Annotated in this window: 12 protein-coding genes; 1 reads left to right on the top strand and 11 read right to left on the bottom strand. The window is 44.0% G+C overall.

Annotated features, from left to right (window positions below; translation table 11 throughout):
* Positions 1 to 13 precede the first annotated feature (13 nt).
* The 5 genes from R2Q85_RS19715 to R2Q85_RS19695 all read right to left on the bottom strand — a co-directional run bounded on the left by R2Q85_RS19715 (position 14) and on the right by R2Q85_RS19695 (position 11250).
* Positions 14 to 1309, bottom strand: coding sequence for an MFS transporter (locus tag R2Q85_RS19715; protein ID WP_316813512.1), 1296 nt, complete (start codon positions 1307 to 1309; stop codon positions 14 to 16).
* Positions 1299 to 2357, bottom strand: coding sequence for a glycoside hydrolase family 130 protein (locus tag R2Q85_RS19710; RefSeq protein ID WP_316813511.1), 1059 nt, complete (start codon positions 2355 to 2357; stop codon positions 1299 to 1301). The genes R2Q85_RS19715 and R2Q85_RS19710 overlap by 11 nt, the downstream gene beginning before the upstream one ends.
* 76 nt (positions 2358 to 2433) lie before the next feature.
* Complete coding sequence (locus R2Q85_RS19705; protein ID WP_316813510.1) at positions 2434 to 3918, bottom strand: RagB/SusD family nutrient uptake outer membrane protein; 1485 nt, start codon at positions 3916 to 3918, stop codon at positions 2434 to 2436.
* A gap of 23 nt (positions 3919 to 3941) precedes the next feature.
* Positions 3942 to 7016 (bottom strand): TonB-dependent receptor, encoded by a 3075-nt coding sequence (locus R2Q85_RS19700; RefSeq protein ID WP_316813509.1) that lies wholly within the window; start codon positions 7014 to 7016, stop codon positions 3942 to 3944.
* Positions 7017 to 7098: 82 nt separating this feature from the next.
* Entirely contained in the window at positions 7099 to 11250 is a 4152-nt protein-coding gene (locus R2Q85_RS19695) for a two-component regulator propeller domain-containing protein (protein ID WP_316813508.1), read from the bottom strand.
* Positions 11251 to 11432: 182 nt separating this feature from the next.
* Here R2Q85_RS19695 and R2Q85_RS19690 point away from each other — a divergent pair, with 182 nt between their 5' ends.
* Positions 11433 to 13208 (top strand): aminopeptidase P family protein, encoded by a 1776-nt coding sequence (locus tag R2Q85_RS19690; RefSeq protein ID WP_316813507.1) that lies wholly within the window; start codon positions 11433 to 11435, stop codon positions 13206 to 13208.
* Positions 13209 to 13214: 6 nt separating this feature from the next.
* On the opposite strand, the gene R2Q85_RS19685 is transcribed toward R2Q85_RS19690, so the two are convergent.
* The 6 genes from R2Q85_RS19685 to R2Q85_RS19660 form a co-directional block, all read right to left on the bottom strand.
* A complete protein-coding gene (locus R2Q85_RS19685) occupies positions 13215 to 14003 on the bottom strand; it encodes an SDR family oxidoreductase (protein WP_316813506.1) in 789 nt (262 codons plus the stop codon).
* 13 nt (positions 14004 to 14016) lie between these two features.
* On the bottom strand, positions 14017 to 14847 hold the full coding sequence (locus R2Q85_RS19680) for an amidohydrolase family protein (protein ID WP_316813505.1): 831 nt from the start codon (positions 14845 to 14847) through the stop codon (positions 14017 to 14019).
* Positions 14834 to 15691: a fumarylacetoacetate hydrolase family protein gene (locus R2Q85_RS19675; RefSeq protein ID WP_316813504.1), complete on the bottom strand. Its 858-nt coding sequence runs from the start codon at positions 15689 to 15691 to the stop codon at positions 14834 to 14836. Before R2Q85_RS19675 ends, R2Q85_RS19680 begins: the two co-directional genes overlap by 14 nt.
* A 114-nt stretch (positions 15692 to 15805) precedes the next feature.
* Positions 15806 to 16570 carry a glucose 1-dehydrogenase gene (locus R2Q85_RS19670; RefSeq protein ID WP_316813503.1) on the bottom strand — a complete coding sequence of 255 codons (765 nt, stop codon included), beginning with the start codon at positions 16568 to 16570 and terminating at the stop codon, positions 15806 to 15808.
* Positions 16571 to 16579: 9 nt separating this feature from the next.
* Entirely contained in the window at positions 16580 to 18238 is a 1659-nt protein-coding gene (locus R2Q85_RS19665; protein ID WP_316813502.1) for an altronate dehydratase family protein, read from the bottom strand.
* Entirely contained in the window at positions 18238 to 18576 is a 339-nt protein-coding gene (locus R2Q85_RS19660) for an L-rhamnose mutarotase (protein ID WP_316813501.1), read from the bottom strand. Before R2Q85_RS19660 ends, R2Q85_RS19665 begins: the two co-directional genes overlap by 1 nt.
* Between the last annotated feature and the right edge of the window lie 2 nt (positions 18577 to 18578).

Here is an 18578-nt window from a genome sequence, read left to right as displayed (position 1 = left end):
CTTTTATTCCGGTTCATGCAACCGAATGGCTGGGATTAGCGGTTTCAGCAAGGCTTTTCTCATCCAGTTCCAGTTCCCCGTTCATAATTTTACCTTTTTTAATGATACCCTTGGCTACCCAGTAAGAACTCAGCTGCAATACAGCCACAATGATGATCGCATAACGCAGGGCCACCTCGTTGGAAAAATAATAGGCCAGCAGTAAAAAGGTACCCGCACCGGTAAGCCTGCCAATATAAAGGCCAGCTTCATGGTTCAGGATATACGCAAATTCACTTCTTTTTTCCTTCTTCGTCAGGATGTCGATCACACTAAATTGAATCGGGAAGTAAGCCAGGTCTAATAAAGGCTTAGCCAGCAGCAAAAACAACATGAATAAGATCACTCCTGTTTCGTTAAACAGCACCCCATTGATCAGCGCTGCAACGGTAAATAAGACCAGGCCGGTTCCGAATACATAGATGCGGTGTTCGGGCCCCGTTTTACGGCCAATAATATACATCAGGATGGCGGCAAATATAGCCCCTACAGATTGCGCCGTTCCCAGCGCCCCTTCTTTTCCGAGGAGCAGCATGATGAGCATAGCCGGGGCAGTTACCAGGAAACCCTGTACCAGCCCCTTTAATACCGCCAGAAACATCAGCCTGTACCAGTATGGGTTAAATCTAAAGTAAATAAATTTCTTGCCGATGGGATTGCTGAACTTACCGGTAAAGCACATAACAGATGCCCCAATGGTTACCACAAATACAATTCCCGTAACAATTTTATAGGCCAGCTTTGCGTCGCCGGTGCCAGCCAGCCCCTCTATAAACCAGCCGATCATTACCGGGATCACTACTGCAATAATGGTATAAAAAAATGTCTCCAGACCATAATAATAATTGCGGTTGCTGTCATTTGTAGTAGCCAGGGCCAGGAAATCCCGGTTTGCCCAGTAAAAGCCAAAGGACATACCCATCACAATCCCCGCAACGGCAATGCCTGTAATGTCAAGTGTGGTCAGCGACATCATGATCATCATGGAAATGGCACTGAGCACCATACCCAGAGAATACAACACTTTAATGGGAAAACGGTTTAGCAGCCAGCCATTGATCAGAAAGGTCAAAGGTATGCCGGTATAAATCGTAAGCTGATATACCACCACCTTTACCGGATCATTAGAGCTGCGCATGACATAAGCCGCAACAAAAATATCAATCACAGGCAAAACAATGCTGTAGATCAGGTTGGTTAAGGTAAGAACCTTAAAGTTATGCGACTGCACTTTAAAATGTGCGATCTCAGATTTTAGTTTATGAATCATGATGATAGGTTAGGGAGGTTAATATTTCATGAATAGAGAATTTAGCCCCGCAAACAAATTCATCTGCAGCACCATAATAAATGGTCAGCTCGTCGCCATGAACTACATGACCGTTCGTAAATACCACATGCCCAAAAAAACCAGTCAGCTCATAAGTGGCCATTGGTTCCATGATGGGCTCCACACTGCGTGCCAGCACAATAGCAGGATCTTCCAGGTCCAGCAAAAAAGCACCGAGGCAGTACTTGTGCCCCGCATTGGCCCCATGATAAATTTCCAGCCAGCCTTTTTCTGTTTTGATGGGTGCTGCACCGGCACCAACCCGGGCACTATCCCAGTGGTTTTTCCTGGTGGTAATGATGCATTTATGTCCTCCCCAGTGTATGCCATCCGGCGATTCGGCAATCCAGATATAATTACCGCCAATATCAACGCTGCTTGGACGATGCAGGGCATAAAACTTCCCATTGATCTTTTCTTCAAAAATAGCGCAGTCTTTATTGTGCGGCGGAATGATCATTCCAATTGACTCAAAGTTTTTCCAATCTTTTGTTTTGCGCAGGCCCACCCCAACTCCCCGCTCAGAAACAGCTGTATAGGTCAGGTAATACATCCCCTCAATTAAAGCTACGCGGCAATCTTCCACACCAAAAGCCTCCTGCGGGGTTTCACCCTGCAAAAGTGGATAGCCCTCGGGCTCATAAAAATGCAGCCCGTCATCGCTGCAAAGCAAACGCAGATGTGAAAGCGTTGTCAGATAGTCCAGGCCCCTGTACCTGATCACCCTCGGATCATCTGTGTTGAGATCCGGATCATCAGCGGAGATGGCAATGATTTCAATCCCCGTACCTTTTAATACCGGAAAAGAGATGACCCCTTCCTGCTGCCGCGGCCTTTCAGCCACACGTACCAGCAACCAGGTTTTACCTTCAAAAGTAAAAACACCAGGATTTAACAGGCAGGTAATCTCCAGCCCCGGTCTGCTGGGTTTTAGATCTTTGGGCGAGAGCAAGGGGTTTTGTATAAATCTTTGCGCAATATCTTTCATATCTCTGGTTCTGAAAAGGGTACAAGCATCCCACAGGCTTTAAAAACCAGCCTGCCGGATTCGTACTGTAAATAAATTAATAACCGGTATTTTGTTTTAATGTTCCGGCAGAAGCATCAACTTCAGCCTGAGGTATGGGGTACAGATAGTGTTTATCCAGAAATTTCTTGCCATGTGCGGTTAAAACGGCTTTCGCTATTCCCCATCTTTTCAGGTCTAACATCCTTTGGGATTCAAAACCAAGCTCCACCCTTCTTTCAGAGATCAGCCAGTCTTTGACTACCGTTTTAACGGCAGACGCAGGTCTGTCAGGCAATGTACCTGCAGGCGGCACCGTTCCTGTAGCGCTAACCGTAGTTCTTGCCCGGGCCCTTATTCTGTTGATGATGGCAATTGCCTCAGGATAACTCCCCTTTTCATTGTAGGCTTCAGCTTTCCAAAGCAACACGTCAGCAAAACGGATGTATACCTTATTGGTCGGGGCATCATCATCTCCTTTATTTGCCCCGTTCAGGCTCCCCAGCATTTTATTTACATTTTGATTGGGAACGTCCACAGTGTACAGTTTCCTTGGGTCATTTGGTTCAAAAGCATTCAGAAAATCCGTACTTGGCGCAAAAAAACCCCAGCCAAGCGGCGCGCAGATCCCATTTCCTTTTCGGGGTATCTGGTTACTCTGATGATCGTAACAAAAAATCACCTCATCATCGATGAACTCTTTGGTTGTACTGAAACTGTCAAAATAATTCACATTTAAATTATAAAAGTGCAACCCCTCCAGTTCTGTTACCAGCGCAATCACATCGTCCCACTTCTCGGTATACAAAGCTGATTTTGCCTGCAAAGCAATGACGGCACCTTTTGAAACCCGCCATTTTTCGGTTGCAGAACTGAACTTGGCATTTGGCAGCATTGCTTTCGCCAAGGCAAGATCTGCTTTTATTTTATCCCAAACTATGGTCTTATTTGCTTTTACGGCTACTTCAAAAGCTTCCTGATAGGTTTTAACCGGTTGCGTGATCAATGGAACATCTCCAAAGTTGGTCACCAGCGAGAAGTAATAGTAAGACCTTAAGAAATAAGCTTCGGCCAGCAGCTGATTTTTCCTGGCTGTGGTGATACCGGTGATGGCCTCAATATCTGATTTTGTAAGTAGTTCTATAGCAATATTTAATCTTTTGATGCCCTCATAGTTATATTTCCATAAGCCATTCGGGCCACCGTTTGTTGCAGTAAATGTGAAGTTATTGATGTCGTCCATCCATGGCTGATCGCCATCGGGATTCCATTTTTTTTCCATGTCATCAGAAGCGATATCCTGCATGATATAGTCGTTCTGAAAAACCAAGCCGCCGTTCCAGTCCCATTCCGCCAGTATATTGAGGCGTTCCGAAAGCAGCTGATAGGAAGAATTGACAGAATTCTCTACCGTACTCATTGTAGGTGTAGAATTCGCCTGTTCTAATGTGGTTAACCCAATAGCTTCAGTGGTGAGTTGTTTTTTACAGCCGGCAAAAATAACCAGGGTAAAAAGTACACCTATTATTGATAAATTTTTCATAACAATACTTTTAAAATGCTTGTTTAAAGTTTAATTTTTAAGCCAACAATAAATGCTTTGGATTGCGGATAAGTTCCCTTATCTATCAAAGAAGTAGATTCAGGATCCAGACCTGTATAATCTGTAAAAGTGAGCAGGTTTTGGCCGGAAGCAAAAACGCGCAGGTTTTTCAGGTTTATTTTTGCAACATTAAAAGTATAGCCTACCTCAATATTCTTCAACCTCAAATACGATGCATCTTCCACAAATACACTGGAAACCTCTCCTCCTCCGTTATTGTTGAAGGTTACCCTAGGCGTAGTGTTACTACTCCCTTCTCCATTCCAACTATCCAGTACAGATACCATAGAATTAAAAGGACGACTGTCGTAGTTTAAAATCTGTTTCAGGTCGGTGTATCTGTCCACATCTTCAACCCCCTGGAACAAAAACGAGAAGTCAAAATTCTGATAGGAAGCAGAAAATGCAAGGCCATAGCTGATGTTAGGGATCGGGTTACCAATAAAGGTCCTGTCATCGGCATTGATTTGCCCATCCTGATTTAAATCTTTAAATCTGATGTCCCCTGGAAGCTTTCCATTAACATTGGTAAACAAATGGTTGCTAACTTCAGCAGCATTCTGATAAATACCTTCGAAGGCATAACCATAGTAAGAACTGATCGGTTGTCCAACTTCAGTTTTTGTATGCGAATAATCATCTGTAATGTTTTTGACAAATTCCTGAAGCTTATTTACCCTGTTGGTTAAGGTAGCCATGTTGGCATTTACATTGTATTTGAACTTATGATCATTGTTCTGAAAGTTCAGCCCAAATTCAAACCCCTTGTTGCTCACCTCTCCGGCATTCACATAAGTTCTGTTGATCACTCCTACAGAAACGGCGGGCAAGCCTACTGTAAGCAATATATCATCGGTTTTTTTAACAAAGTAGTCTGCAGTAAAAGACAATTTATTTTTTAAAATGCCCATGTCCAATCCGATATTGGTTTGTGTAGTGGTTTCCCATTTAATATCAGGGTTACCATATCTAATCACATTTACCACGCCTCCTGATTCAGATACAAGGGTCTCGTATGCATTATTTGGAATTTCCTGGTTCCCTAATTTACCCCAGCTTCCGCGAAGTTTTAAATTGCTGATCCAGCTCACATCCTTCATAAATGCTTCATTCGAGATTATCCAGCCGGCAGAAAGTGAGGGGAAGTAACCCCACTTATTATTTGGGCCAAACCTGGAAGAACCATCAGCCCTGAATGTTGCAGAAGCATAATAGCGGTTATCGTAACCATAAGTAGCCGATGCAAAGAAAGAGGCCAGGTTAAAACTGCTTTCAGTTCCCCCACTGCGGGCAGTGCCCTCATCACCATAATCAAGATACTGGAACGGGGAAGTTGTATTGCTAAAATTTTGCCTGCTTCCACCGATTCCTGATGTTTTGCTGCTGATGTTCTCCGTACCTAACAAAAGGTTAACGTTATGCTTTTCATTTAATATTTTTACATAATTCAAGGTATTGGTAAAAGTAAATGCCATTCCCTCTCCCCTGTTTTCGTCCAGATTGTTGGGCTTATTGTTGCGGCCTAAACCTGGATACAGCTCATCCGGATTGTTGTCATTATCATCGCCAAAATTCTGTGCAAAGTTTTTGTTATGCGAGAAACTGATGTCTACACCTACATTTGACCTGAACTTTAAGGATTTATCACTTAAAAAATCGTACTCGGCGTAAATATTTCCAAAAGTTTGAAAGGTTTTCCGCTTGTCGTTTGTAAAATGCACTATGGCAATGGGGTTTGAACTGAATTCGAAATTTTTATCCCACCCATTGTTATTATTCACATAAAATGGCAGATCGGTATACGGATTGTTAACGGAATATGTCGGGTCATTAACAGCTTTGTACACGGCTAAAACAGGAGGCCTGATTAGTGCGTGACGAATGATCCCCGGAACATCGCCACTGGAAGAAAGCTTATCTTGTTTGGCATAACTGAGCTGTACATTGGTTCCAACCCTAAAACGATCGGTTACCTCAGCATTGACATTTGTTCTGAAATTGAAACGTTCGTATTTGTCGTGATTTTCAACCACAATACCATCCTGATTGTAATAACCAGTGGAAATTAAATACTGTACTTTATCTGAGCCCCCATCGACAGAAAACTGAAGATTTTTAGATTTTCCGGTTTCAAAAAGCTCATCCAACCAATCTGTATTGGCCAGATCTGTCCTGCTCCTGGCCGCCTGGTACGGGCTCGTAGCCGAAGGCGCATTTCCTAAGGTATTGTGCCAGGCCTGATCTTTAACCGTTAAATATTGATCTGTATTTAACAGTCTGGGCAAATTAGTTGCCTGATGAAAACCTGAGAAAAACTCTGCGCTCACGTTTGACTGGCCTTTTTGCCCTTTGTTTGTCGTGATGATGATCACACCTCCAGCCGCTCTTGATCCGTAAATCGCACTCGCCGCAGCATCTTTCAACACTGTCATGGATTTTACATCAGACTGGTTCAAAAAAGAGATGTCGCGGGTAGGTGCGCCATCTACGATATAGAGTACCTCGTTATTCCCAAGTGTGCCCTCTCCCCTGATCCTGACTTTTATTCCATCGCCCGGCGCACCGGTATTGGCGGCCACAAAAACACCTGCTACCTGTCCCTGAAGGGCCTGGGCTACATCAGCAATTCTCGTTTTAGATAAATCGTTCATATCCACAGTAGCCACAGCACCAGAAATAGAATTTTTACGCTGCGAGGTATAGCCCACTACGATCACTTCATTCAAATCTGCTGAACTGGGTTTCATACCGGTATTCAATGTTGCATTCCCGGTATAAGCAACAGTTACAGGGGTATAACCAACATAATTAAATACCAGCGACTTTTCGCCTTCGGCGACCAGCGTAATCACATAGTTACCATTAACATCTGTGGCCGTTTTGTTTTGTGTATGGAGCTGCTGAACAACAACTCCGGGAAAAGGCTGATTGTTTTCATCAGTAACCTTTCCACTTAATTTTACCTGGGCCAGGGCAGTAAACCCCGACAGTACTATTAAAAGTACCAAAGCCAGAGCGAAATGTAGATTTCTTTTCATCTGTGATATATTTGGTTATAACAAAGCTATACAGGACGCCTCCGGAAGTGGTACACTATAGTTACATTTTAGTTCACTATAGTTACAAAGCGCTGGTATTTTCTGCGTACTGCTGCTGACGGTACTCATTTGGAGCACAATGGTAAATCTTTTTAAACTCTCTGAAAAAGTAAGATTTATTGTTAAAGCCCGTGCGGTAAAAAATTTCGGAAACGGTATACTGCGAAGCGACCAGCATATCTGCTGCATGTTTCAGCCTGATCCTTTTAATGAATTCGCCAGGAGTCATCCCTGCCAGGGATTTCAGCCTCCTGTAAAGTTGCATTTTGCTAATCGAAAGCGCACCCTCCAATGTCGCTGCGTTCAGTTCCGGCTCATTTAAATTCAGCTCGATCACTTTCAACAGTTCTTCCAAAAACTTCTTGTCTGTTTCAGCAATGTCTGCATCCATAAACTGATTGGTAATGTGCTGGTCCTTGATCAGGCTCTCCATCTTTGCCTGGTCCTCCAGCAGTCTCCGGATCCTGACATGCAGGTAATTGATCTGGAAAGGTTTTGGGATATAGGCATCCGCCCCCAGCTCATAACCTTCTGCCTTGTTGTCCTCCGAACCCCTGGCTGATAAAATCACAAATGGGATCTGCGCCAAAGCAGGTGTCTGTTTTACCGTCCGACACAATTCCAGGCCGTTCATATCGGGCATCATCACATCACTGATGATCAGGCTGGGAATGGTCTTATTCAAAAATGCAAGCGCTTCCACACCGGTACCCGCCTCATACACTATATAGTGTTCTTTCAGCACATTCCGGATCAGGTACCTCAGTTCCGGTTCATCTTCCACCAAAAGGATGCTTGGCTTCCCTGCCTGCAGATCATCAATCAGACTATTTTTATTTTCTTCTTCCGCAGAAACCATTTCCGGCTGCTCATATTCCTGTACCAGCGACAGGTACAATGAAGATGGCGCAGAAGTAATTACTTTCGCCTCCTTACCCTCTGCAGCCGATAGTTGTACGCAAACGCTGAAATCTATCCAGTCGTCCAGCAAATTCACCTGAATGTCCGCATCCATCAGGCTGACCAGCTCTTTGGTAAAAGCCAGGCCAATACCAGTGCTAAACTTTTCCGTCTGCTGTTCATTACTCACATAAAACTTATTGAAAATCTGCTCCAGGTGTTCCTGCTTTAAAGTACAGCCAGAGTTGGAAACACTGATTTCCAGCAGGCGTGTATCCGGATCGTAGGCGGCCTTAAATGCAACCGTTTCCTGTTTGCCCGAATGCTTAAATGCATTGGACAAAAGATTAAACAGGATTTTTTCAAATTTATCTTTATCAATAAAACCCGCAATACCACCTTGTATCGTTCTGATGTATTTCTGGCTGTTCTTATGGCTGGCAGGTACAAACAGTTCAGACAAACTTTCCAGCATCTTGCTGATGTCTACATAATCGTCATTTCTTTTCAGGTAACCCGCCTCAGCTTTTCTGAATTCCAGCAATTGCTGCACCAGGTAAGTTAGCCTTGCGGTATGCTGGTGTACAATAGAAATGAAATAATTGTGCTCCCTGTTTTTAAGCAGTTCCGTTTTTTTACTGCGCAAAAAATGCTCAACAGAACCCATGATCATTGTTAAAGGAGTCTGGATCTCATGTGCGATATTGGTAAAGAAATTCAGGCGCTGCTGGTGCTCCTCTTCATCCTTTTGTCTTAAAAGATGCTCCATCTGCAATTGATATTTCATTTGCAGTTTATTTTTCCTGTACAAGTGGAAGGCATAGCCGGAAGCCAGGAGCAACATAAAATAAGTAAACAAGGCCGGATAAGTTAACCAGAAATATTGCTCCACATGCAATTTAAAAACCCCCACACCATTCGTCCAGACCCCTTCACCATTACTCCACCTTACCCGCATGGTATAATTACCTGGTGGCACATTGTTGTATACAATATTGCCGAGCCCGCCCGAATAATTCCAGTTTTTGTCCAGGCCGTCCAGCTTATAAGCAAATTCATTCTTCGCCTCATTTAAGAAACTCATGGGTTTTAAACTTAACTGGAAGAAATTGCTTTTGCGGGGCACCGTATATTCCGGAATTGCCACTTGAACACTCTTCAATACCTGTAACCTGTTTTCGTCCAGATTTTTACCCCCAAGCTGGATTCCCGAAACCAATAAATTAGGCTGCAACTTGTTCCCGGTAATGCGTTCGGGTATAAAATAATTGAAGCCATAGATCCCACCAAAATAAAGTGTACCCGAAGCCGATTTCCAAACAGCTCCATCGCTAAACTCATTGCTCTGCAATCCATCACTTTCTCTGAAACTGGCTATGGCACCATCAGCAGGATTCAACCTGGCCAAGCCTTTATTGGTACTTACCCAAATATTTCCGGAATTTGCTGCTTCAATGGCATGGATGGTATTGTTCGGTAAGCCATCCTTCATGGTAAATTTCTTAAAAACAGGGTTTTCTTTCAGCGATTCTTCCTTGCTTAGCATGTTCAGCCCATAACTGGTACCAATCCACAGCCTTTTGCTGTCATCCTGATACAAAGAAAGTACATCATTATTGGAAAGGCCGTTGGGGGAAGAGAAAGCCTTAAAGGTCTTAAACCGTCCTGCTTTTTTATCCAGTACACTTAAGCCCCCATACCTGCAGGCGATCCAAAGCCGGTCATCATCATTACTTAAAGCGTAGATGATGTCATTGGCCGGGCCATTTTGCCTACCGGAAAGGTATTGCTTAAAATAAGCTACCCTTAACATACCTGAAGCATTTTTTGCAAGCTTGATATGGATCAATCCATTGCCGCTGGTGCCAAGCCATAAAGAATTATCTTTATCTTCCAGAATGGCATAAACGGAGCCAAAAGCTGGCAAGGGGGCAGTTCCGGCAACCTCAGGCCAGCCAATGATCCGCTTTTTACGCAAATCATAAATTCCAATGCCCTGCCCATCTGTACCAATATAGATATAAGGTTCCTTTCCACGCTTTAAAGCATACACAGAATTGTTGTCCAATCCATTTGCCGTACTTAATCCCTCCTTCAGATGCGGAGCAGAAAAACGTTTCAGAAAATCTTTCAAAATTACAATTCCTTTTCCTTTGGTACCTACCCATAAATTGCCCTCAGCTTCGGCAAAAGACCGTACAGGTTTATTAAGATCAGCAAAATCATTCCGGTTTACGAGCCCAAAATGGTTCACTTTTGGATAGATCTTGATCATCCCATTCCCATCAGTTCCAATCCAAAGCACCCCATCCTTTCCCGGTTCAAGGGCAGTAACCCGGCTACCCGCCAGTTGCTTCGCTTCCTGCTGCATAAAAGCCGATGGCCGGAAATTATCGTCAAAAACACCGATTCCCTGCCCATCCCAGGCCACAATGTAATGCGACTGGTAATGAACGACGGATTTGACGGCGCCCATGTTATTTAGTTTTCTCGGCTTAAACGTTGCGTCAACCGTCCAGAGGTTATTACCGGCATCCGTAAACAACAGGCTTTCATTTACCGGAAAGAAATTATTGATGGGGGCGGTGGCTTTGATTACGCGATACGGGCTTAGCCCTGTGCCAGTAACTTTACAGGCCAGCAATGTGCCATCATTTTTAAGAAGCCACATCAACTCAGCCATTCCACTTTCCATTTTTATCGCCTTTAAGCTTATTCCTGGAAAATTGATGGGTTTAAACTGGTTAAGTTGCAAGTTAAACCGGCTTAAACCATAGGTCTTGCTGTAACAAAAAACGGTTCCATTGGCTGCTATCGCCAATTCATACTCCTTCTCGGCAATACTTCTTTTTGTAGCCTGGTTATAAAAATACCGGTAAAATTTACCGCTCGGTTTTTCAAAACGCGTAATCCCGCCAATGGTACTGATCCAGATGTTACCAATCTTATCTTCCTTGATGTCTTGAATCACATTGTTGCCAATACTGCCGCCCTGGTTTTCACTGTTGTAATTAAATACCCTGAAGTCTGTGCCGTCATACATATTTAATCCATCCCAGGTCCCTATCCACAACAGCTGGTCCTTATCCTGAAATACCATATTTACGGCACTGTTCGACAAACCGTTGCGGTTGTCAAATTGCTGAAAATAAAATTGTACGGGGGCCTGTCCTGCCGCAAAAGAAGGGAATTTCGAAAAGCAGATTAAAACAACAGTGAAAAAAAACTTAAAAAGGCCTTTCATCGATAGGTAAAGGAATTGCTTAATCCTCATCCAATATACGATTAAAAGCGCAAAGATAGGTGTCGGTAATTGAACGGCTCTCCTACGGATGTTGGACGTATTATGGGTTCAATATCAAAGAAATAGTCCCTGGCTAAAGAAAGGCCAGGCGAATATGTTGCAAGCGAATAAATTCATAGCTTTGCTGTAAAACTGACTTATAAAAAAGCGATATGACCCATCAGGAAAAACTGACCGCAATACGTAACCAAATGAAGGCAGACAATGTACAGGCTTACATTATCCCATCTGCCGATCCACATATTAGTGAGTATTTACCAAAGCATTACAAATGCATCCCTTTTGCCTCAGGCTTTAGCGGTTCTGCAGGAACGCTGGTCATCACTCAGGAACATGCCGGCTTATGGACCGATTTCCGGTATTTCGAACAGGCTGCCGAGGAGTTAAAGGACACAGGCTTTGAGCTGATGAAACAAAAGGTACAGCATGCCCCCGAATACATCCAATGGCTGACTGAAAAACTAGGTAAGGATGCTACAGTTGCCGCTGATGATAAATTGTTATCCATATTGCTCGGAGAGCTGCTGGGCCAGAAACTCGCTGCAAAAGGAATTGCGCTGATCAGTAAGGATTACTTAAGCCCAATCTGGGAAAACAGGCCTGCATTACCGGCAGAAAAAGCCTATTTAATTGAAGATCAGCATACCGGCCAGTCTGTGAAGGCCAAACTTGAGCAGGTTAGGTTGGTTTTACAACAACAAGGTGCAAGCCAGCACCTCATTTCTTCACTGGACGACCTCGCCTGGTTATTCAATATCCGTGGCAAGGATGTAAATTATAACCCGGTGGTTTTGAGTTTTGCGCTCCTCAGCCAGGATCAGGCAGTGTTGTATATAGACGAAAACAAACTGAGCACATTAGAAAAGGAAACCCTGGCAAAAAGCGGGGTAATGGTTTTGCCTTATCAGGATATAGAGCAGGCCATCTCTGGCATCCCGGCGAACAACAGTATCCTGATCGATCCAAAACGCAATTGTTTTGCATTTTATAAGCTGATCCCCTCTACCGTAAAGATCATAAAGGACACTAACCCAAGCACCAATTTAAAGGCGGTAAAAAACGAAACGGAGCTTGCCAATACCAGGACGGCAATGCTTAAAGATGGTGTGGCCATCACCCGTTTCTTAAAATGGCTTTCAGAAAATATTGGCAAAAGCACCATCACTGAACTTTCAGCCGCGGCCCAACTGCGCAAATTCAGACAACAGCAGGAGGGCTTTATTGGCGATAGTTTTACCACCATCAGCGCTTATAAGGCCCATGGAGCCCTGCCACACTACAGTGCATCCGAGAAAAGCAACGTTGAGGTAAAAGCCGAAGGCCTATTCCTTGTGGATTCGGGAGGCCAGTATTTTTACGGTACTACAGACATTACCCGTACCATACCCATGGGAAACAATACTGAAGAAGAAAAAACAGATTATACCTTAGTCTTAAAAGGCATGATAGAAGGCTGCAAAATACGCTTTCCTAAAGGAACCTGTGGTTACCAGATCGATGCCATCACCCGCAAACCTTTATGGGATTATGCCATCAATTACGGGCATGGAACCGGCCACGGCGTTGGTTATTTCCTCAACGTCCATGAAGGGCCGCAGGTATTTAACCCGACCGCCAATCCTGTGCCAGTAGAATTGGGGATGATTACCTCCGTAGAACCAGGAGTTTACCGCCCTGGCAAACATGGCATCCGCATTGAAAACCTGGTCAACACCATTAAGGATACCAGCAACGATTTCAATGACTTTTACGCTTTTGAATGTTTAACCATTGCCCCTATCAGCACCAAAATCCTTAAAAAAGAATTGCTGGAACAGACACAGCTGGAATGGCTGAACAATTACAATACTGCTGTATTTGAGAAACTAAGCCCTTTATTGACTATTGATGAAGCGGCCTGGCTGAAAACAGAAACTAAAGCAATATAACTGAGGCTATGACGGACTAATAGATCTATCCAAATGCACATAACCTCCATCTACATACACCAACTGTCCTGTTGTATGACTGGAAGCACTGGAAAGCAAAAACACGGTAGCTTTGGCAATCTCCTCAGCAGTTGTCATTCTTTGACCAAAAGGGATCTTAGCCTTAATCGAAGCCAGTTTTTCCTCCGAATCTGGAATTGAATTGATCCAGGTCTGGTACAAAGGGGTATAACATTCCGCTACAATAACCGCATTTACACGAATTTCATAGGGCAGTAACTCCAGGGCCCATTCGCGCGTTAAAGCATTTCTTGCGCCGTTAGAGGCCGCATAAGCAGAAGTTCCGCCTTGTCCGGTATCCGCTACTTTTGAACCAATATTCACGATGGAACCTTTGGAAGCCTTTAATGCAGGCAAAGCATGATGGGCCATTAAATAATAATGGATCACATTCTTGTGCAGGCTGTCTACAAAACGTTCATAATTACCATTTTCCAGTCCGACACCATCATTCACCCCCGCATTATTGACCAGTCCATCAATCCGGCCAAATTCCTCCAAAACAAGTTTAATAGCTTGTGCCGCCGCAGTCGGGTTCGTAAGTTCAGCACCTACCTGGAAAACCTGCCCGCCATTTTCACTGATCTCGTTAGCAAGCTTCAGGTTATCCTGTTCGTTCCTTCCAACAATAACAGGAATAGCACCTTCATTGGCCAGCACCCTTACAATACCTTCTCCAATACCTTTTGCACCACCGGTAACAATTACCACTTTATCTTTTAATTGCAAATCCATAAATTGCTGTATTTTATAAATTATAGAATTTTATTGCGTTGCCACCCCAGAACATGTTTTGTTCATCGGCAGACAATTTTAAAGTATACTGCTCCGTTAAACTCACTACCTGCCGGTAAGACGCTGCAACCAGGCAAACCGGCCAGTCAGAACCATACATTAACCTTTCCGGCCCGAAAGCTTCAAAAACAACGTCCAGATAAGGCTCAAAATCCTCCGTCTTCCAATGTTGCCAGTTGGCTTCCGTTACCATTCCCGATACTTTGCAGTAAACATTTTCATGCTGCGCCAGCGCTATGATATCTCTTTTCCAATCGCCGGTATTTTTATTTTTGATATCAGGTTTTGCGATATGGTCCAGTACAAAGGGCTGATCCGGAAATTTCGAAACCAGTTCAGCAGCATATTTCAACTGATCCGGAAAAATCAGGACATCATAAGTGTAACCAAACTGTTTCAGCTTGCTTATGCCATTTAAAAACGCCGGCTTCAACATCAGCGCGCGGTCTTGCTCACCCTGTAAGATATGCCTGAAACCCTTTAACTTATCATATTCCTGTAAAGCCGACAGCTGCGCTTCAACATCCGGGGCCTGCAACTCAACCCAGCCGACAATACCTTTTACAAAATCATTGCCTGCGGCATTTTTAAGCTGAAATATATTCTCCGCTGAAGACTGATCCGACTGTACAACCACACTGCCGTCAAAATGCTCCTGCTGAAGTAAGGCCAGCAATTGCTCAGGCTTGAAATCAGCCCTCAGCACAGCCATATCGTCAGAGATCCAGCTGTCCCTTACCGCATCATATATCCAGAAATGCTGATGCGCATCAATTTTTAACATAATTCTTTAGCCGCTGTTTAGAAGTCCCCAGGCCATCAATCCCCAGCTCAACCACATCTCCATCCTTAAGGTATACCGGAGGATTAAAGCCCAGTCCTACCCCTGCAGGCGTTCCCGTCGAGATCACATCACCCGGTAATAGGGTCATAAACTGGCTTACATAAGCAACTACAAAAGGTACGTTGAATATAAAATTAGAGGTATTGCCGTCCTGCATTTTCTTACCATTAACGGTAAGCCACAGCCTGAGGTTGTCTACATCGGCAATTTCATCCCTGGTAGCCAAAAATGGACCAAGCGGTGCAAAAGTATCACAGCCTTTACCCTTATCCCATGTACCATTTCTTTCAATCTGAAACTCACGTTCCGATACATCATTATGTAAAACATAACCTGCAACATAATCCAGCGCTTCAGATTCCTCAACATAAGAAGCTTTCTTGCCAATAACCACGGCCAATTCTACTTCCCAGTCTGTTTTAACGGAGTTTTTAGGAATTACAATGTCATCAAATGGACCAATTAATGCAGTAGTCGACTTCATAAATATAACCGGTTCCGGTGGAATAGGGGCACCCGTTTCCTTTGCATGGTCTGCATAATTCAATCCGATACATACAATTTTTGACGGACGTGCGATTGGCGAGCCCAACCGGCTTCCCGCAGGAACAACCGGGAGCTTACCTTCGTTTTCCTTAACAAATCCGGCAAGTCTTTCCAGGCCATTATCGTTAAAAAACTTTTCATTGTAATCTTCGCCAAAAGCTGAAGTATCATACCAGGTATCGTTTAAAATTACGCCGGTTTTTTCCTGATCGGCAGCGCCCCATCTGATTAATTTCATCTGAATAAATTTTGTTTTTTATTTAATTTGTTTTTACCGCTGTAAAGTAATAAAACTCACCCTATTTATGAATAATATGCGCATGTATTTGCATCACAGCTCCTATAGGTTTCGTTAAGTGTTCAATTTAATAAAACCACCGTCCAGGGGATAATCATTTCCCGTTACAAAACCAGCTTCCTCTGAACATAAATAAAGGGCCAGTGACGCCACCTCTTCCGGTTTTCCCATTCGGCCTATAGGTTGGCTTTTAGACAGTTTTTCGAAAATTTCCGCTTCCTGCCCGGCATAGTTTTTGGCAATAAAACCATCTACAAAAGGCGTATGGATCCTTGCCGGAGAGATGCTGTTGCAGCGTATACCATCAGCCATATAATCTTTGGCTACAGAAAGTGTCATGGCATAAATAGCGCCTTTACTCATAGAATAGGCAAAACGGTCGGCCAGGCCCACCAGGGCGCCTATGGAAGCCATATTTAAAATGACACCTGAACCTTGCTGCTTCATTGCCGGGATTGCAGCATATAAACAGTTATAAGCACCCTTTACATTTACCTCAAATACCTTCATAAATTCCGCTTCACTGGTATTATCCGCCCTTCCGATATGAGCAATACCCGCATTATTTACCAGGATGTCAATCTTACCAATCGCATTAAACACTTCAACAACAGCCTGCTGCTGGCTGACATCACAACCATAAGCAGCAGCCTGGCCACCTGCGGCTGTTATTTCATTAACCGCCTGCAAGGCTGCCTCTGCATTTAACTCTACAATGTGCACATGTGCGCCTTGTTTTGCAAAAAGCACAGATATGGCTTTGCCTATTCCACTTCCTCCTCCGGTAACAATCGCTGATTTTCCTTTTAAACTAAACATTTTTAATAATTATAATGAAACTCCTCTTTTCCATGGAATAAAATCATCCTGGTTCAATTGAACGGCTTTAGGAATGACTTCCCCACTGGCCGCTTTAATGCAATACTCCAGAATCTCGGCCCCCATCTCTTCAATCGTCTTTTCTCCCCTGATGATGGGCCCTGTATCAATGTCAATGATATCGCCCATCCTTGTTGCAAGCGCAGTATTGGTTGCCACTTTTATCACCGGACAAACCGGGTTTCCGGTAGGCGTACCCAAACCAGTCGTAAATAAAATCAAGGTTGCCCCGCTTGCCGCTTTCCCTGTAGTTGCTTCCACATCATTACCAGGTGTACACACCAGGCTCAAGCCTGCTTTAGTTACCGGTTCTGTATAATCCAATACATCAACCACCGGCGATGTTCCTGCTTTTTTAGCTGCACCAGTACTTTTTATCGCATCCGTAATCAGCCCATCTTTGATGTTCCCCGGTGAAGGGTTCATATGAAAGCCCGAGCCCACCGCGTGTGCCTGCGCATCATACTCCTGCATCAATCTGATAAATTTCTCGGCCGTTGGTTCATTCACACACCGGTCAATTATATTTTGTTCCGCACCGCAAAGCTCCGGAAATTCTGCAAGCAAAACTTTAGCACCTAAAGCTACTAATAAATCCGAAGTATATCCAACTGCAGGATTGGCCGAAATGCCACTAAATCCATCGCTGCCCCCACACTTAACCCCCACACATAGCTTGCTGAGTGGAGCAGGTTTTCTCTCGTTTTTATCGATCTCTATTAGGCCCGCAAATGTTTTGAGAATGGCCTCCTTGATCAGTTGCTCCTCACTCTGACTTTGTTGCTGTTCAAATATTAAAACCGGTTTATCAAATAAAGGGTTTCTCTGTTTAATATCATCCAGCAGATCCTGTGTCTGCAGGTGCTGGCAACCCAGGCTCAAAACGGTTATTCCGGCAACATTCGGATGGTCCGCATAAGCGGCAAGCAATTTGCTGAGCAGCGCAGCATCCTGTCTGGTTCCACCACAACCACCCTGATGGTTTAGAAACTTAATTCCATCAACATGCTTAAAAACCCGCTTTTTAAGCGGCTCAACAGGAACAAGTGCATCCAGCTTAAAGGAAGTAAGATCTTGTCCCGACTGATGGGCCTCCAGCAATTGCTCCGTAAATTGCTTGTATTTATCTGTTACGGTATAACCCAGCGTATTGTATAAAGCCTCCTTGATCACATCTAGATTTCTGTTTTCACAAAATACGGTTGGCACAAAAAGCCAGTAATTGGCAGTACCAACCCTTCCGTCCGGGCGATGATACCCCATGAAACTACTGTCCTTAAATTTTGAAACATCCGGAACCTGCCATTCATAATTGAGCTCCCGGTATGCATAATCCTGTGAAGCATGGCTTACATTCGCCGTAGTCATTAAACCACCCTGAGGAATAAAGGCCGTAGCCTTTCCAACCAATACACCGTACATCAATACCGCTCCGCCAATTTCGAGATCTGTAATGAAGAACTTGTGTTTAGCATGTATATCATCCTGCAAAGTGATGACCTTTTCATTCCATTCTATAATTTGCCCTTTAGGCAAATCCTGTAAAGCCACCAGAACATTATCATCCGGGTGAATCTGTAAAAAACTTTTCACTGTATTCGTCGACATCAGGCGTTTAACTCAAATATTTTATCCATCATTATCCATTTCTCTCCAGGCCTGGCGCCAGGCACCGCCTGCTGGTACTTCCACATTAAAGTTTCCCAGGCCTGCACCTTTTCATTCCCGGCATCAGCCGCTGCTTTTTCATCAAAACTGAAATTTCCATTTACCTCCATAATCATAAACAGGCGGTTACCTGCACGGTAAATCTCCATATCTTCAATACCAGCAGTCCTGATGCTGGCTATAACTTCAGGCCATACCTTCCGGTGCATCTCTTCGTATTCCGCAATCAGCCCTTCATCCGGTATCAGGTCAAGCGTCAGGCAATGTCTTTTATTCATAA

Source organism: Pedobacter heparinus (genome assembly GCF_032678725.1).
GTDB lineage: Bacteria > Bacteroidota > Bacteroidia > Sphingobacteriales > Sphingobacteriaceae > Pedobacter > Pedobacter heparinus_A.
This window is presented reverse-complemented; position numbering and strand designations above follow the sequence as displayed.

Excerpts from the sequence above, each read along its gene's own strand:
- R2Q85_RS19700 (WP_316813509.1), bottom strand. The coding sequence starts at position 7,016 with ATGAAAAGAAATCTACATTTCGCTCTGGCTTTGGTACTTTTAATAGTA.
- R2Q85_RS19670 (WP_316813503.1), bottom strand. The coding sequence starts at position 16,570 with ATGTTTAGTTTAAAAGGAAAATCAGCGATTGTTACCGGAGGAGGAAGT.
- R2Q85_RS19665 (WP_316813502.1), bottom strand. The coding sequence starts at position 18,238 with ATGTCGACGAATACAGTGAAAAGTTTTTTACAGATTCACCCGGATGAT.
- R2Q85_RS19690 (WP_316813507.1), top strand. The coding sequence starts at position 11,433 with ATGACCCATCAGGAAAAACTGACCGCAATACGTAACCAAATGAAGGCA.
- R2Q85_RS19710 (WP_316813511.1), bottom strand. The coding sequence starts at position 2,357 with ATGAAAGATATTGCGCAAAGATTTATACAAAACCCCTTGCTCTCGCCC.
- R2Q85_RS19680 (WP_316813505.1), bottom strand. The coding sequence starts at position 14,847 with ATGTTAAAAATTGATGCGCATCAGCATTTCTGGATATATGATGCGGTA.
- R2Q85_RS19685 (WP_316813506.1), bottom strand. The coding sequence starts at position 14,003 with ATGGATTTGCAATTAAAAGATAAAGTGGTAATTGTTACCGGTGGTGCA.
- R2Q85_RS19675 (WP_316813504.1), bottom strand. The coding sequence starts at position 15,691 with ATGAAATTAATCAGATGGGGCGCTGCCGATCAGGAAAAAACCGGCGTA.
- R2Q85_RS19695 (WP_316813508.1), bottom strand. The coding sequence starts at position 11,250 with ATGAGGATTAAGCAATTCCTTTACCTATCGATGAAAGGCCTTTTTAAG.
- R2Q85_RS19660 (WP_316813501.1), bottom strand. The coding sequence starts at position 18,576 with ATGAATAAAAGACATTGCCTGACGCTTGACCTGATACCGGATGAAGGG.
- R2Q85_RS19705 (WP_316813510.1), bottom strand. The coding sequence starts at position 3,918 with ATGAAAAATTTATCAATAATAGGTGTACTTTTTACCCTGGTTATTTTT.
- R2Q85_RS19715 (WP_316813512.1), bottom strand. The coding sequence starts at position 1,309 with ATGATTCATAAACTAAAATCTGAGATCGCACATTTTAAAGTGCAGTCG.